The organism is Collimonas arenae, from assembly GCF_001584165.1.
Lineage (GTDB): Bacteria > Pseudomonadota > Gammaproteobacteria > Burkholderiales > Burkholderiaceae_D > Collimonas > Collimonas arenae.
Genome location: NZ_CP013233.1, coordinates 3,423,569 through 3,436,726, shown reverse-complemented (window position 1 = coordinate 3,436,726; position 13,158 = coordinate 3,423,569). Strand labels below are relative to the sequence as shown.

Genomic DNA, 13,158 nt, shown 5'->3' with positions numbered 1-13,158 from the left:
GTACTGCTCTCTAATGCCCAAGCCGGTCGCCCCCACATCCTGCCGGATCAGGTATTATCGCCAGTTATATGGCTGTGTACGATAGGAAACTTTCTTGGCGCTGTGCTTTGCAAGTCCTTCCACATCTCCTCAATACATAAAATGAATGGCCCACTACGGAGCCCGAGACGAGTCCAAGACAGCGCAGTTTGGACGATTAACATTCGATTAAAAGTACGATATTGATGAATTTCATTCTGTATTCGGATATTGGCGAAAGCACTATCAATAAAAGCCTTGGTTTGCCAGAGTACAGCTACTACTTTGTCTTGAAAGCATTCCGCAACGCATTGGCCGAACTCGGCTCGGTGACGCTGGTGCGTGATCCGGCGACGGAAGTCGATCCGCTGTTCGAGGCGTGTCGCCAGCGTGGCGAAGAATGTGTGTTCCTGTCCTTTTCCCCACCGAATAAAACCCTGGTTGATCTCAAATGCCCGACCGTGTCGGTATTCGCCTGGGAGTACAGCAACATCCCTAATGAACAGTGGGACGACGACCCGCGCAACGATTGGCGCACTGTGTTCGCCAGCCATGGCCGGACCATCACCTTGTCGGGCTACACGGCACGTACCGTCAAGGACGTAATGGGAGCGGATTTTGCGGTGCTGGCGGCACCGGCGCCGCTGTGGGAATATTTTGCAGAAGCGCGTGCGCGGCTCGGCCGCAGATTCCCAGGCACCAGCACCGAGATCCAGTTGCGCGGCACTGTACTCGATAGCCGGGTGCTCGGCCTGTCTGCCGACAGCCTGCTCCCCAATCTTGCACCTCCGCCGCCGCCAGTAGTGGAAGCGCCGCCGGTATTGACGCCGGCGCTGCCGCAGAAAACCCTGCGCTACCGCCTCTGGGTAACCAAACGGCATCTGCTGGACTGGTACCGCGAGGCATTGCGCGACCTGCTGCCGCCATTGTTGGCTGACGCGGCGGCCAGCGCCGCGCGCAAGAGCTATGCGATAGTGCGGCCAAGGCCTGCGCCCCTAGCGGTGCTGCCGACACCGCCTGTGACGGTGATGGAAGAGCCGACAGTCCAGGTCAAATTGGATGGCGTCGTTTATACGTCGGTATTCAGTCCAAAGGATGGCCGGAAAAACTGGTTCGACATGGTCACCGCATTCTGCTGGACCTTCCGCGATGTGGATGATGCAACGCTGGTGTTGAAGATGAACGATCGCGATTTGTCTTCGTATCAGCCGACCCTGATGACTTTGTTGTCCCAGCTGGCGCCGTTCAAATGCCGTGTCGTCACGCTGCATGCATTCCTGGACGACGCTGCATACGAAAAATTGATCGGCGCCACGACCTATTACGTGAACACTTCATTGTGCGAGGGCCTGTGCCTGCCGCTGATGGAATTCATGTCTTGCGGCGTGCCGGCGATAGCGCCGAAACATACGGCGATGGAAGATTATGTCGACGATAGCGTCGCATTCATCGTCAAGTCAGGACTGGAGCACAATGTCTGGCCGCACGATCCGCGTGACCTGTTCCGTACACTGCGCTACCGCCTCGATTGGGCATCCATTTGCGCCGCTTATCGAGACAGTTACGACATAGCCAGGAATGCACCGGAAAAATATGAGCAGATGAGTGAGCGTGTTCTGCGGCGTTTGCAATCGTATGCCTCGGTTGGCGTGGTGAAAGAACAGCTGCAAGAATTCTTCCAGCAGACGGCGCCAAGCCATGCGTGATCGATCTGAATAGACCTGCACATGATCATTATCATTTACTCGGATACCAATGCCGGCTCAATAGAAAAGAATCTGGGTTTGCCGGAGTACAGCTATTACTTCGTGCTGAAAGAATTCAAGCCGATCCTGGAACGGATGGGCATCGTGGTGCCGGTTACCGATCCGGCGCGTGAGGTTGATGCGATTTATCGCAACGCGCAGGCTCATGGAGAGGCCTGTGTGTTCCTGTCGTTCTCGCCGCCGCACAAGACGGTGATCGGCCTGGAGTGCCCGACCATCCCGGTGTTCGCCTGGGAATTCAATACCATCCCGCAGGAGATGTGGCAGGACGAACCGCGCCATGACTGGCGCCTGGTGTTCGGTAAGCTCGGCTGCGCCATTACGCATTCTGAATTTACCGTGACGTCGGTGCGCGCAGCGATGACGCCATCGTTTCCGATCGTTTCCGCTCCGGCCCCAGTGTGGGATCGCTTTGCCGGATTGCGCCAGCGGCTGGCGCAGGCAGGGCGCCCCGATGGCGTCGAGTTGCAGGTGGCCGGTACGATTATCGATAGCCGCAGCACTGATCTCAGCTTGTTCGGCCCGGCTCATCGGCACGATCCCAAGCCCGACCTGATCCGGCCAGTGGAACTGGCGCGCCAGCAACCGGACCGGGTGCATATTGATGGCGTGGTGTACACCTCAGTGTTCAATCCGTATGACGGCCGCAAGAACTGGTTTGACATGATCGGCGCGTTCTGCTGGGCTTTCCGCGATGTCAATGATGCGACGCTGGTGTTGAAGCTGACTCATCATGACATCAAGACCGCGATCGATGCCTTGCTGGAGGATTTGTACAAGCTGACGCCATACAAATGCCGTATCGTACTGATACACGGCTACCTGGCCGATGCCGAATACGAAAAACTGGTGGCGGCCACCAGTTACGTGGTCAATACGTCGCATGGTGAAGGGCAATGCTTGCCGTTGATGGAGTTCATGTCTTGCGGCAAACCTGCGATTGCGCCGGACAATACCGCGATGGCCGACTACATCGACCGTGAAAATGCGTTCGTCATCGCGTCCAGCGAAGAGCCAAGCCATTGGCCGCACGATCCGCGCCAGGCCTATCGCACATTGCGCTACCGTATAGACTGGGATGGTTTGCGCCACGCCTACCTGGAGAGTTATCGCGTCTTCAAGCAAGACCGCGCACGCTATGAACACATGAGTGAGAGTGCGGTAAGCAGCTTGCAAAAGCACTGCTCGCAAGCCGTGATCGGACAGCGCCTGCGGGAATTTTTAGCGTCGCATCCGGGGCTTGCAGGCAGCGACCATCTTGTCGCCGAGGGTGGCAAGAGCGATAAAACCCACGATTCGGCCGCGATATGCTGAAGATTCTGTCCAGCCTGTTTACCCTGTTCAAGGGCAAGGCCTCCGCCGAGCCTGAACTGGCTCCGTTGATTTCGAAGGAAGGCGTGGTCGATTCGCGCGTGTGTGGTTTGATCGATGCCGTGCAAAGCGGCTGGTTCAATCATGCCAGCGGCGAACTGGCTGCCGGTTTCAAGATCACTGGCGAAGATGTGGTGCTCGATGTCGGTTGCGGCGACGGCGCGGCAACGATATTTGCAGCGCGCTGCGGCGCTGAAGTGATTTTTTCCGATTCAGATGCCGCCAAGATCGCCCGGCTGGAGACGCAAGTAAAGAATACGCCTGCGCGCGCGGCACAGGCATTGGTCTGCGACACCGATCCGTTGCCGCTGCCGGACCAGCGCGCCACCCGCGTCATCGCCATGGAGATGCTGGAGCATGTCGACGATCCGGCGCAAGTGTTGGCCGAGCTGGTGCGCGTCGGCCGGCCAGGGGCCTTGTATTTGCTGACGGTGCCGGACCCGGTCGGCGAACATGTGCAGCAACAGCTGGCGCCCGCCGCCCATTTCCAGAAGCCGAACCATATCCATATTTTCGAGCGCGATGCCTTTGCAGCAATGATCGCCAATGCAGGGCTGATCATCGAAAGCCGCCAGTCTTCAGGCTTTTACTGGAGCATGTGGATGTGCCTGTATTGGGCCAGCGTACCGAAGCAGGGTGGCGCAACCCTGGATCAGATCAAGGCGCCGTATCCGCCGCTGTTGAATGAATGGGCAAACACCTGGCATCAATTGATACAGACGCCGGGTGGCGACAAAGTCAAGGAAAAGCTGGATGGTTTCATGCCGAAGAGCCAGATCATCGTGGCGCGCAAACCGGGGTGAACAATGCAGCATAGTACCGAATCAATAACGGGATCAGGCCGACCATGAATCGACGGATAGCAGATATTCAATTATTGCGCGGTATCGCCGTGCTCTTTGTGCTGGTCGAGCATACCCAGTTCAATCTGTTCGGCGAGCCGAACCGCTTGCTGGCCTACCTCTATCCGAATTTTGGCGGCTGGACCGGCGTCGATCTGTTCTTTGCCATCTCCGGTTTCGTGATCGCACGCGACCTGGTTCCGCGCTTGGCGCGCGCCGATGGCCGCCAGTTTTCCACCCTGTTGAGTTTTTGGGTGCGGCGCGCTTCGCGCTTGTGGCCATCCGCATGGCTCTGGCTGGCGCTGATCCTGGTCGCTACTGTGGCGTTCAATCGTTCCGGCGCTTTCGGTCTGTTGCAGACCAATCTCGACGCCACGTTGGCCGGCGTGTTCAATTACGGGAATTTTCGCCTGATTGCTGTTTTCGGACGCTCTGAATACGGCGCCAGTTTTCCGTACTGGAGCCTGTCGCTGGAAGAACAGTTTTATCTGTTGCTGCCGCTGGCAATCATTATCTTTCGCCGTTGGCTGCCTTGGGTATTGATTGTTCCTGTGGTGGTGCAATTGTGCGCGCACCGCCATTACGACCTGATATGGATGGGAACCCGCTCGGATGCGTTGATGCTCGGTGTGCTGCTGGCGATATGGAGCCAGCACGACAGCTATCGCCGTTTTGAGCCGACGTTCCTGAAAAGTCGCGCATGGTTGCGCTGGATTGTGCTGGCCGCATTGGTGGCCGCTTTGGGAGCGATCGGCTCCTATCATTTCGCGACATGGCGTTTCTGGGTGGGGACCGTGGCGCTGATCTCCATCGTGCTGGTGTTCATTGCATCGTATGACCAAGACTATCTGATGCCGGACAACCCGCTGAAGAAGATTTTTCTGTGGTTGGGCAGCCGCTCCTACGCGTTGTATCTGACGCATATTCCGGCATATCTGGTCAGCCGCGAAATCTGGTGCCGTATCGAACCGGTGAATACCATTTTCGGCAAGAACTACAACGGTCGTCTGGCGCTGACCGCGATTGTGCTGGTGTTGATTTTCAGCGAGTTGAATTATCGCTTCGTCGAAACGCCGTTCCGCGAGCGCGGCAAGCGGCTTGCCGATCGCATCAATCTGCAACCCGGCTGGTTCCAGGCGTGGCTCTCCAGATTCAGAGGCCGTCCTTCGATGACAGCGGACAGCGAGAAACCCTAGCATGCGCAAGTTGATCAGTAGATTATTCGGCGGGAAGCTGGCAATCAATCCCGCAACAGTGATGCCGCAATCGCCGGCAGCGTCCGCTGCACCTCTGCAGGAGGCCAACCATTTCGACATCGGTCTGAAAGATGCCGGCTTCGATGGCTGGTATCGTGTCGAAAGCGGCGAACTATATGAAGGTTTCGCAATCGGAGTGGATGACGTCGTGGTCGACGTTGGCTGTGGTGAAGGCGGTTGCGCTTTGTTCTGCGCCAATCGCGGCGCGCATGTGATCGTTGCCGACATTGACGCAGCCAAGGTTGCGGCAAGCGTCCAACGCCTTGCCGATACGCCGGCAAGGAAGGTGGAGGGCGTGGTGAGCGATGCCAATCCCTTATTGCTGGGAGACGGCATTGCAAGCCGGATCATTTCGATGGAAGTGATGGAGCACGTCGACGATCCGGCGCAGTTCCTGCGCGAGCTGGTACGCATCGGCAAGCCGGGTGCGCAGTATCTGCTGACAGTACCTGATCCGGTAGCGGAGCAATTGCAGGTGGGCTTGGCGCCGGAGGTGTATTTCCAGAAGCCGAATCATGTGCGGATCATCCAGCGCGACGAATTTGCCAAGCTGGTGACGGATGCCGGCCTGGTCATCGAACGCCAAGGCTCCTATGGTTTCTATTGGTCGCTCTGGTGGCTGTTCTTCTGGGTTTGCAAAGTCGATCTGTCGAATCCACAGCACCCGTTGTTGAATAGCTGGACCCGGACCTGGGAAGCCTTGCTGGACAGTCCGCAAGGCAATCAGGTCAGGAAAAGCATGAATGACCTGATGCCGAAATGCCAGGTCATTGTCGCCCGCAAGCCCTGAATTCACTGATGCAGAAAGAGCGGGAGACAGCTGTGGTTTCCATGTACAGGAAAGATCATTGGAAAGAATAAGCAAATGAGACGCCTGTTTATCACCGGAGAATCTGGATTTGTCGGTCGCGCCTTCGACCGCCTACGTGCGCACGCGGTTGCGCAGTACGGCTGGGAGTTGGTAAGTGCAGGCGGCGCATACGATCTTCAGGATGCCGATTCGCTGGATCGCGTGCTGAACCATGCCAGGCCGGACGCAGTGATCCACCTCGACAGACAAGACGTCGCTGCGGAAGTGTTGAGCGATCCGGTGGACACGGAGGATATCAATTTGCAGGGAACACTGATGCTGCTGCAATCGCTGCAACGTACCGGTTTCAACGGCAGTTTCCTGTATGTCAGTTCCAGCGAAGTTTATGGTCCGGTGGATCCGGCCGTATTGCCGATTACTGAGTTGCAGGCACTACACCCGCAGAATCAGTACGCTGTCAGCAAGGTCGCGGCCGAACTGCTGTGCCATCAATGGAGCCGCAAGCTGCCTTGGCGGATCATGACGGCGCGGCCGTTCAAGCATATCGGTACGGGGCAGCGTGAGGATTTCGTGATTGCTAGCGTGGCGCGCCAGATGGCGCGTATCAAGCTCGGCTTGCAGGCTCCACGTATTGTGGTTGGCGATATCGATCAGAGTCACGATTTTCTTGACGTCGAAGATGTCATTTCTGCCTACCTAGCCTTGCTGGCGACGGGCAGAATGGCGAAGTCTACAACGTCTGCTCAGGCAAGGAATACCTGATCCGCGACTTGATCGCCAGCATGTTCTATCTGACCGAGATCGATGCGTCGATTGAACAGGAGCCGACAGGCATGCACCCAACGGGTTCGCGGCGCGTGAAAGGCTGCAATAAAAAAATTGAATTGACGACCGGTTGGAAGCCGGGTATCCCGATGCAGCAGACTTTATTAAATATTTTGTCCGATTGGGATGCGCGTGTAGCGGCCGATGCCGCCGCGCAATGATGCGCTGGCATATAGCGTAACGATCAGAAACAGAATGAGCGGAGATATATGAAAAATACTGCGATGACGAATACGGTGAAGAGCACTGTAGCAGATGCCGGCACCTCCCGACAGGAGCGTGCCGATCTGACGGGCCGCGATATCGCGCAGGTTGACTACCAGTACAACAGGTGCAAGTAATGCAGCAGACGGGTATCCAAGCAGGACTGCAAAATGCTGTCCACTCATTGTGGCGCTACCGGGGATTCGTCGTCGGCAGCGTGCGCCGCGAGTTCCAGGCGCGCTATCGTAATTCAATGCTGGGAGCGGCATGGATGGTGCTGAATCCGCTGGCGATGATCGTAGTCTATACGGTGATTTTTTCGCAGCTGATGCACGCTCGCCTACCTAACGCCAGCAGCCAGTTTGCCTACGGTATTTATCTCTGTGCGGGCTTGCTGACCTGGGGATTTTTTACCGAGGTCGTATCGCGCATGCAGAACGTTTTCCTGGAGAACGGAAACCTGATCAAGAAATTGAGTTTTCCGCGCATCTGCCTGCCGATCATTACGGTGCTCAACGCGGGTTTGAATTTCGCCATCATCTTTGGCTTGTTTCTCTGTTTCCTGCTGTTGTCCGGCAATTTTCCGGGTTGGGTATTCCTGGCAATCGTGCCGGTGCTGTTGATCCAGATCCTGTTCTCGATCGGGCTCGGTATCATTCTCGGCGTGCTGAATGTGTTCTTTCGCGATATCGGCCAACTGTTCGGCATCGTGCTGCAATTCTGGTTCTGGTTCACGCCTATCGTTTATACGGTCTCGACCTTGCCGGGGAAAATCCAGACCTTGCTCAAATTGAATCCGATGGCGTCGCTGATCGTCGCCTATCAGGGTATTTTTGTCAGCGGTACATGGCCGGATTGGAGTAGCTTGCTCCCGGTGACGCTGATTAGCCTGGCGCTTTGCTGGTTCGGCCTGCAGCTGTTCCGCAGGCATGCGGGTGAAATGGTGGATGAACTCTGATGGGTAAGGTCAACGTAAAAGGTTTGGGCAAGGCCTACAAGTCATACGGCGGCCGTTGGTCGCGTCTGGCGGAGTGGGTGCTGCCGTTTGCCAAGCCGCGGCATCAATTGCATTGGGTGTTGCAGGATATCGATTTCGAGCTGGCAGCAGGCGAAGCGGTTGGCATTGTTGGTATCAACGGCGCCGGCAAGAGTACGTTGCTGAAAGTGATTGCCGGGACTAGTCAAGCCAGTGCCGGCAGCGTTGACATCCAGGGCAGGGTGGCGGCGTTGCTGGAACTCGGCATGGGCTTTCACGCAGATTTCACTGGCCGCCAGAACGCCTTCATGGCGGGCCAGCTTCAAGGCTTGAGCAGCAACGAGATCGAAGCCCTGATGCCGGCCATCGAAGCATTTGCCGAAATCGGCGAATACATGGACCAGCCGGTACGGACCTACTCCAGCGGCATGCAGATGCGGCTTGCCTTCAGCGTGGCGACGGCGAGCCGGCCGGATGTGCTGATTGTGGATGAAGCGTTGTCGGTAGGCGACGCGTACTTCCAGCACAAGAGTTTTGAGCGGATCAGGGAATTTCGCCGCGCCGGCACGACCTTGCTGATCGTGTCGCACGACCGTTACGCGATACAGACCATTTGCGACCGCGCCATCCTGCTCAATCGCGGGCGTCTTGAAATGCAGGGCGATCCGGTCGAGGTCATGGATTATTACAACGCCATGTTGGCCGAGCGTGAGCGTCAAACCGTGCGCCAGGAACGTTTGCCGGACGGCCGCCTGCGCACCATATCCGGCACCGGTGAAGCCAGCATTGTTGCGGTGACGTTGCTCGATGACGACGGCAGGAGTTTGGACGTGGTCGAAGTTGGAAGCCATGCGACGCTGGAAATCCGTGTAGCGATTAATCGACCGGTAGAGCGGCTGGTGCTTGGCTACATGATCAAGGACAAACTCGGACAGTCGATCTTCGGCATCAACACGCATCGGCTCGGCATGCCGCAGGCCGATTTGCTGCCGGGCGAGGAGTTGGTATACCGTTGCCGCTTCCCCGTGAACCTGGGCAAGGGTAGCTATTCTGTGGCGATTTCCCTGTCGCGACTGGATTCCCATCTCGACACCAACTATGAATGGCGCGACTACAGCCTGATCTTCCACGTGGTCAATACGCGGCATCCCGATTTCGTCGGCTGCGCGTTCCTGGACGCGGTGATGCAAGTGGAGCGTTCCCAACACCAAGCGGATTCTCGTATCGATGGAGTGACGCCATGACCAGACTCTTGGTCGATTGCACTTTTGTATTTAATCATCCCGAACTGAACACCGGGATACAACGTGTCGTTCGCAATATCGTTAATAATTTCTCATCTGTGCAAGACGAAGTTGTTTGCGTTCCTATCATATTCAAGCAGGGCAAGATACTTGAGGTCAAGCAGCTGACGCCGAAATATGCGGATGGCTGGCCCGGACGTGCGCATCGAAAACTGGAGGAAGTGGCGAATAAGGTAGCGCATAAGCTGATACAGATACGACACCGTTACTGGCATCTGAATTCGCGTCTGATGCGCTTGTGGCCGTGGAACACTTATCGCCTTGTGCGCCGGGCGACAAATCTGGTATTTCACGTGTGTAGCCTATCGTTTGTGCTGCCGCGGATTCTGGTTGAATGGCTCCTGAATAAAATCGAGGATCAGTCACGTGCCGTCGAAATGGAGTGCGATGCCGGTGATATCCTGGTGCTGCTGGATTCATCGTGGCATACCGATTTTTTCCCCTTGGTCGAAAAATTGCAGCAGCAAGGTCTACCGGTGGTATCGGTGATCTATGATCTGATCCCTATGACGCATCCGCAGTTTTGCGATAATTCGCTGGTGCAGGTGTTTGACCGCTGGTTCGAATGGATCGCCAATACTGCAAACGGCTTCGTCGCCATTTCGAGTACGATCAGCGATCAGGTGCGAGACGAGGTGCAGCGCAGATTGGGTAGCGACAAGGCAGATCGGCGCTGGTTCGATTTCTTTCACCTGGGCTCCGAGCTGGACTTGCTTGAATCGAACAAGTCGGTGCGACCCGCAGTGCAAAAGCTGTTCACATCCGGCCGCTCGGTCTACCTGATGGTCAGCACTATCGAACCGCGCAAGAATCACGCTTACCTGCTGGACGCCTTTGAGCAGCTTTGGGCGAACGGCAGCGATGTCGTATTGTGTTTTATCGGACGTATCGGCTGGAAGAATGAACAACTGATCGAGCGCGTCAGAAGCCATCCGGAACTGAAGCGGCGCCTGTTCATGTTCAATGATCTCAGTGACGTTGAGCTGGAGTATGGCTATAGTCACGCAAAAGCCTTGGTGTTTCCATCGTTTGTCGAAGGATTCGGTTTACCGCTGGTCGAGGCCATGCAGCGCGGCTTGCCTGTTTTGGCCAGCGATATTCCGGTTTTCCATGAAGTTGGTGGCGAATATATCGGCTATTTCGATTTGGCACGGCCTGAGTCCCTGGGCAACATGGTTCGGCAATTTGAAGAGAGTGGTGTTTTTCCGGCGGCGCGTCATATGGTGGATTGGTCGTGGCTCAATTGGGAAAGCGCAACGCGTCAGCTGGTACAGCGTATCCTGCATCATGTAGAAACACAAAAACGTGCGCAAAGCAACGCTGATGAACCTGAACGTTGCCCTCAATAGCAAGGCGCTGCTCGCGCCACGCACAGGCATCGGCAACTATGTCGTTGAGCTCGCTCAGGCGTTGCAACAGGATCCGGGCTTGCGGCTGCAATATTTTTATGGCCTGCGGTGGCAAGATACGTTGGCGACTGCGGCGATGCCTGGATATTCGAGTTGGGCTGGTGCGGTCAAGCGGGCGCTGCCTTGGGCCTACAGTGCACGCAGGATAGTAGAGCAGCGCTGTTTTAACCGAGGTGCGCGCAAGCTCCATCCCGATGTGTATCACGAGCCCACCTTGTGGCCGCTTGATTTTGACGGGCCGATGGTGATGACTCTGCATGACCTGACGCATATTCACTATCCGCAAACGCAGCCGAAGGATCGTCTGAAGGAGATTGAGCGGCGTCTGCCGTCGGCGTTGGGGCGCGCCAGCCGTATCCTGGTCGATTCGGAATTTATCGGCAAGGAAGTCCGGCAGCAATTCGGGCTATCTGGCGACAAGGTAGTGGTAGCGCCATTAGGGTGTTCTACGATTTTTCAGCCCAGGAGTGCGGACCAGCTGGCTGTACGCCTGCAGGCCATGGGCCTGGGATATCGCCGTTTCATCCTGGCGGTCGGTACGCTGGAGCCGCGCAAGAATCTGTTGTTGACCTTGCGTGCGCATGCGCGTTTGCCGGTGGCGCTGAGGGCGCGCTTCCCGCTGCTGGTGGTCGGCATGCCAGGCTGGCAAGCCGATGAATTCAGTGGCGCACTGTCCGAGGCCGTCAGTGCGGGGCATGTGCGCCTGGCAGGTTACCTGGATCAGCAGGATCTGGCTTGTGTGACGGCAGCCGCCAGGTTCCTGGTATTTCCGTCATGGTATGAAGGATTTGGCTTGCCGGTGCTTGAGGCAATGGCCAGCGGCACACCGGTAATCGCCTCTTCCAGCGCCAGCTTGCCGGAAGTGGCGGGGCCGCCGCCGTCTATGTCGATCCTCGGGATGACATCGGGCTGGCGCAGCATATGCAACGCATGATTGAAGACGATGGGGCTTGGGCGGGGCATCGCGAGGCGGGTTTGGAACAATCTCTCGAATTTTCCTGGGCCAAATGTGCAACTATTACTACTGAGGTTTATCGGCAGGCAGCCAGCAGTTGAGTCGGCAGCCCGGTAATATCTTGATTGCCGCCAGAGACCGGCAGTCTGCAACAACGAAAAATTGCCTCGCTCCCCTTGATGCATAAGGGCGTAAGGCAGATTAGACATGAGAGAGTGAGCAATGCGGGTTCTTCATTTTTATAAAACCTATCAATCGGAATCGTACGGCGGGATCGAACAAACCATCTATCAGTTGTGTAAATGTTCACCTGTGAGCGGCATCGAAAGTGAAGTGCTGACGCTCAGCGAATCGCCAGACCCGGCCGAACTGTTGTATGAAGGCCACAAGGTACACCGCGTCAAACTTGACCTGCAGATCGCCTCTACCGGATTCTCATTTTCTGCCCTAAAACGCTTCGCCCAACTCGTTGCCGACGCGGATGTGGTGCACTACCATTTTCCGTGGCCGTTCATGGACCTTGCTCACTTCGTCACACGGATGAACAAGCCGAGCGTCGTTACTTATCATTCCGATATCGTACGCTACAAGACGCTGCTGCAGGTGTACAAGCCATTGATGCATCGTTTCCTGTCCAGCGTCGATGCGATTGTCGCAACCTCACCAAATTACCTGCAAACCAGTTCCGTGCTGGCAGGATACAAGGATAAAACCCAGGTCATCCCGATCGGCCTCGACAAGAATAACTACGCTGCACCATCGGCGGCCAAGATGCAGGAATGGAAAGAGCGCATCGGCGATCGTTTTTTCCTGTTTGTCGGCGCGATCCGCTACTACAAGGGCTTGCACATCCTGCTGGATGCCGCGCGCGGAACCAATTATCCGATCGTGATCGTGGGCGCCGGACCGATCGAGCAGGAATTGCGGCAACGTGTGCGTGAGCAGGGCCTGAATAATGTGATTTTCCTGGGCATCGTTGACGATGAAGACAAGGTGGCATTGCTGCAGTTGTGCTACGCATTGGTGTTCCCGTCGCATCTGCGCTCGGAGGCGTTCGGCATTTCCTTGCTGGAAGGTGCAATGTACGGCAAGCCAATGATCTCCAGCGAGATCGGCACCGGTACAAGTTATATCAATAATCACGGTGAAACCGGGTTGGTGGTGCCGCCGAGCGATTCGGATGCCTTCAGGGCGGCAATGCGCCAATTGTGGGATGACCCGGTACTGGCGGCGACCATGGGCACCCGCGCTCACGCACGCTATCAGAAACTGTTCACGGCAAGAGTGATGGGTGAAAGTTACGCAAGGCTCTATCGCGACGTGCTGGACATGCATGGCCTGATGACGCGGCAGGTGAGCTTGGGAACCGAATAGGGCTGGTGACGGAGCGGTTGGCCGGGGCGACTTTTGGCCGCCACTAT

General features: G+C 56.6%; 13 protein-coding genes. All 13 read left to right on the top strand.

The features are described 5' to 3' along the window. The first annotated feature begins 224 nt into the window (after positions 1-224). The 13 genes from CAter10_RS15725 to CAter10_RS15675 all read left to right on the top strand — a co-directional run bounded on the left by CAter10_RS15725 (position 225) and on the right by CAter10_RS15675 (position 13,111). Positions 225-1,724, top strand: a complete 1,500-nt coding sequence (locus CAter10_RS15725) for a glycosyltransferase (RefSeq protein WP_061534148.1) — start codon at positions 225-227, stop codon at positions 1,722-1,724. 21 nt (positions 1,725-1,745) lie between these two features. Further along, complete coding sequence (locus CAter10_RS15720) at positions 1,746-3,098, top strand: glycosyltransferase (RefSeq protein WP_061534147.1); 1,353 nt, start codon at positions 1,746-1,748, stop codon at positions 3,096-3,098. Next, entirely contained in the window at positions 3,092-3,958 is an 867-nt protein-coding gene (locus tag CAter10_RS15715) for a class I SAM-dependent methyltransferase (protein ID WP_082797949.1), read from the top strand. Before CAter10_RS15720 ends, CAter10_RS15715 begins: the two co-directional genes overlap by 7 nt. Positions 3,959-4,002: 44 nt before the next feature. After that, positions 4,003-5,193, top strand: a complete 1,191-nt coding sequence (locus tag CAter10_RS15710; RefSeq protein WP_082797948.1) for an acyltransferase family protein — start codon at positions 4,003-4,005, stop codon at positions 5,191-5,193. Position 5,194: 1 nt separating this feature from the next. After that, positions 5,195-6,043, top strand: coding sequence for a class I SAM-dependent methyltransferase (locus CAter10_RS15705; RefSeq protein WP_061534146.1), 849 nt, complete (start codon positions 5,195-5,197; stop codon positions 6,041-6,043). Positions 6,044-6,118: 75 nt separating this feature from the next. Further along, positions 6,119-6,826, top strand: coding sequence for an NAD-dependent epimerase/dehydratase family protein (locus CAter10_RS15700; RefSeq protein ID WP_236905388.1), 708 nt, complete (start codon positions 6,119-6,121; stop codon positions 6,824-6,826). An 8-nt stretch (positions 6,827-6,834) separates the two neighbouring features. Beyond that, positions 6,835-7,050 carry a hypothetical protein gene (locus CAter10_RS23730; protein ID WP_236905386.1) on the top strand — a complete coding sequence of 72 codons (216 nt, stop codon included), beginning with the start codon at positions 6,835-6,837 and terminating at the stop codon, positions 7,048-7,050. A gap of 48 nt (positions 7,051-7,098) precedes the next feature. After that, positions 7,099-7,230, top strand: coding sequence for a hypothetical protein (locus CAter10_RS24055; protein ID WP_257722345.1), 132 nt, complete (start codon positions 7,099-7,101; stop codon positions 7,228-7,230). Continuing rightward, complete coding sequence (locus tag CAter10_RS15695) at positions 7,230-8,051, top strand: ABC transporter permease (protein WP_061534145.1); 822 nt, start codon at positions 7,230-7,232, stop codon at positions 8,049-8,051. Before CAter10_RS24055 ends, CAter10_RS15695 begins: the two co-directional genes overlap by 1 nt. After that, on the top strand, positions 8,051-9,313 hold the full coding sequence (locus CAter10_RS15690) for an ABC transporter ATP-binding protein (RefSeq protein WP_061534144.1): 1,263 nt from the start codon (positions 8,051-8,053) through the stop codon (positions 9,311-9,313). Before CAter10_RS15695 ends, CAter10_RS15690 begins: the two co-directional genes overlap by 1 nt. Then, positions 9,310-10,722 (top strand): glycosyltransferase family 4 protein, encoded by a 1,413-nt coding sequence (locus tag CAter10_RS15685; protein ID WP_061534143.1) that lies wholly within the window; start codon positions 9,310-9,312, stop codon positions 10,720-10,722. The genes CAter10_RS15690 and CAter10_RS15685 overlap by 4 nt, the downstream gene beginning before the upstream one ends. Further along, the gene (locus CAter10_RS15680; RefSeq protein ID WP_205630268.1) at positions 10,679-11,716 is read left to right on the top strand and encodes a glycosyltransferase family 4 protein; all 1,038 of its coding nucleotides are present in this window, start codon (positions 10,679-10,681) and stop codon (positions 11,714-11,716) included. The genes CAter10_RS15685 and CAter10_RS15680 overlap by 44 nt, the downstream gene beginning before the upstream one ends. Before the next feature lie 243 nt (positions 11,717-11,959). Beyond that, positions 11,960-13,111 carry a glycosyltransferase family 4 protein gene (locus CAter10_RS15675; RefSeq protein ID WP_061534142.1) on the top strand — a complete coding sequence of 384 codons (1,152 nt, stop codon included), beginning with the start codon at positions 11,960-11,962 and terminating at the stop codon, positions 13,109-13,111. Positions 13,112-13,158: the final 47 nt, after the last annotated feature.

Bases quoted from the DNA above. Each gene is read 5' to 3' on its own strand.
- CAter10_RS15675 (WP_061534142.1), top strand. From the start codon at position 11,960: ATGCGGGTTCTTCATTTTTATAAAACCTATCAATCGGAATCGTACGGC.
- CAter10_RS15700 (WP_236905388.1), top strand. From the start codon at position 6,119: ATGAGACGCCTGTTTATCACCGGAGAATCTGGATTTGTCGGTCGCGCC.
- CAter10_RS15710 (WP_082797948.1), top strand. From the start codon at position 4,003: ATGAATCGACGGATAGCAGATATTCAATTATTGCGCGGTATCGCCGTG.
- CAter10_RS15695 (WP_061534145.1), top strand. From the start codon at position 7,230: ATGCAGCAGACGGGTATCCAAGCAGGACTGCAAAATGCTGTCCACTCA.
- CAter10_RS15715 (WP_082797949.1), top strand. From the start codon at position 3,092: ATGCTGAAGATTCTGTCCAGCCTGTTTACCCTGTTCAAGGGCAAGGCC.
- CAter10_RS15705 (WP_061534146.1), top strand. From the start codon at position 5,195: ATGCGCAAGTTGATCAGTAGATTATTCGGCGGGAAGCTGGCAATCAAT.
- CAter10_RS15725 (WP_061534148.1), top strand. From the start codon at position 225: ATGAATTTCATTCTGTATTCGGATATTGGCGAAAGCACTATCAATAAA.
- CAter10_RS24055 (WP_257722345.1), top strand. From the start codon at position 7,099: ATGAAAAATACTGCGATGACGAATACGGTGAAGAGCACTGTAGCAGAT.
- CAter10_RS15720 (WP_061534147.1), top strand. From the start codon at position 1,746: ATGATCATTATCATTTACTCGGATACCAATGCCGGCTCAATAGAAAAG.
- CAter10_RS15685 (WP_061534143.1), top strand. From the start codon at position 9,310: ATGACCAGACTCTTGGTCGATTGCACTTTTGTATTTAATCATCCCGAA.
- CAter10_RS15690 (WP_061534144.1), top strand. From the start codon at position 8,051: ATGGGTAAGGTCAACGTAAAAGGTTTGGGCAAGGCCTACAAGTCATAC.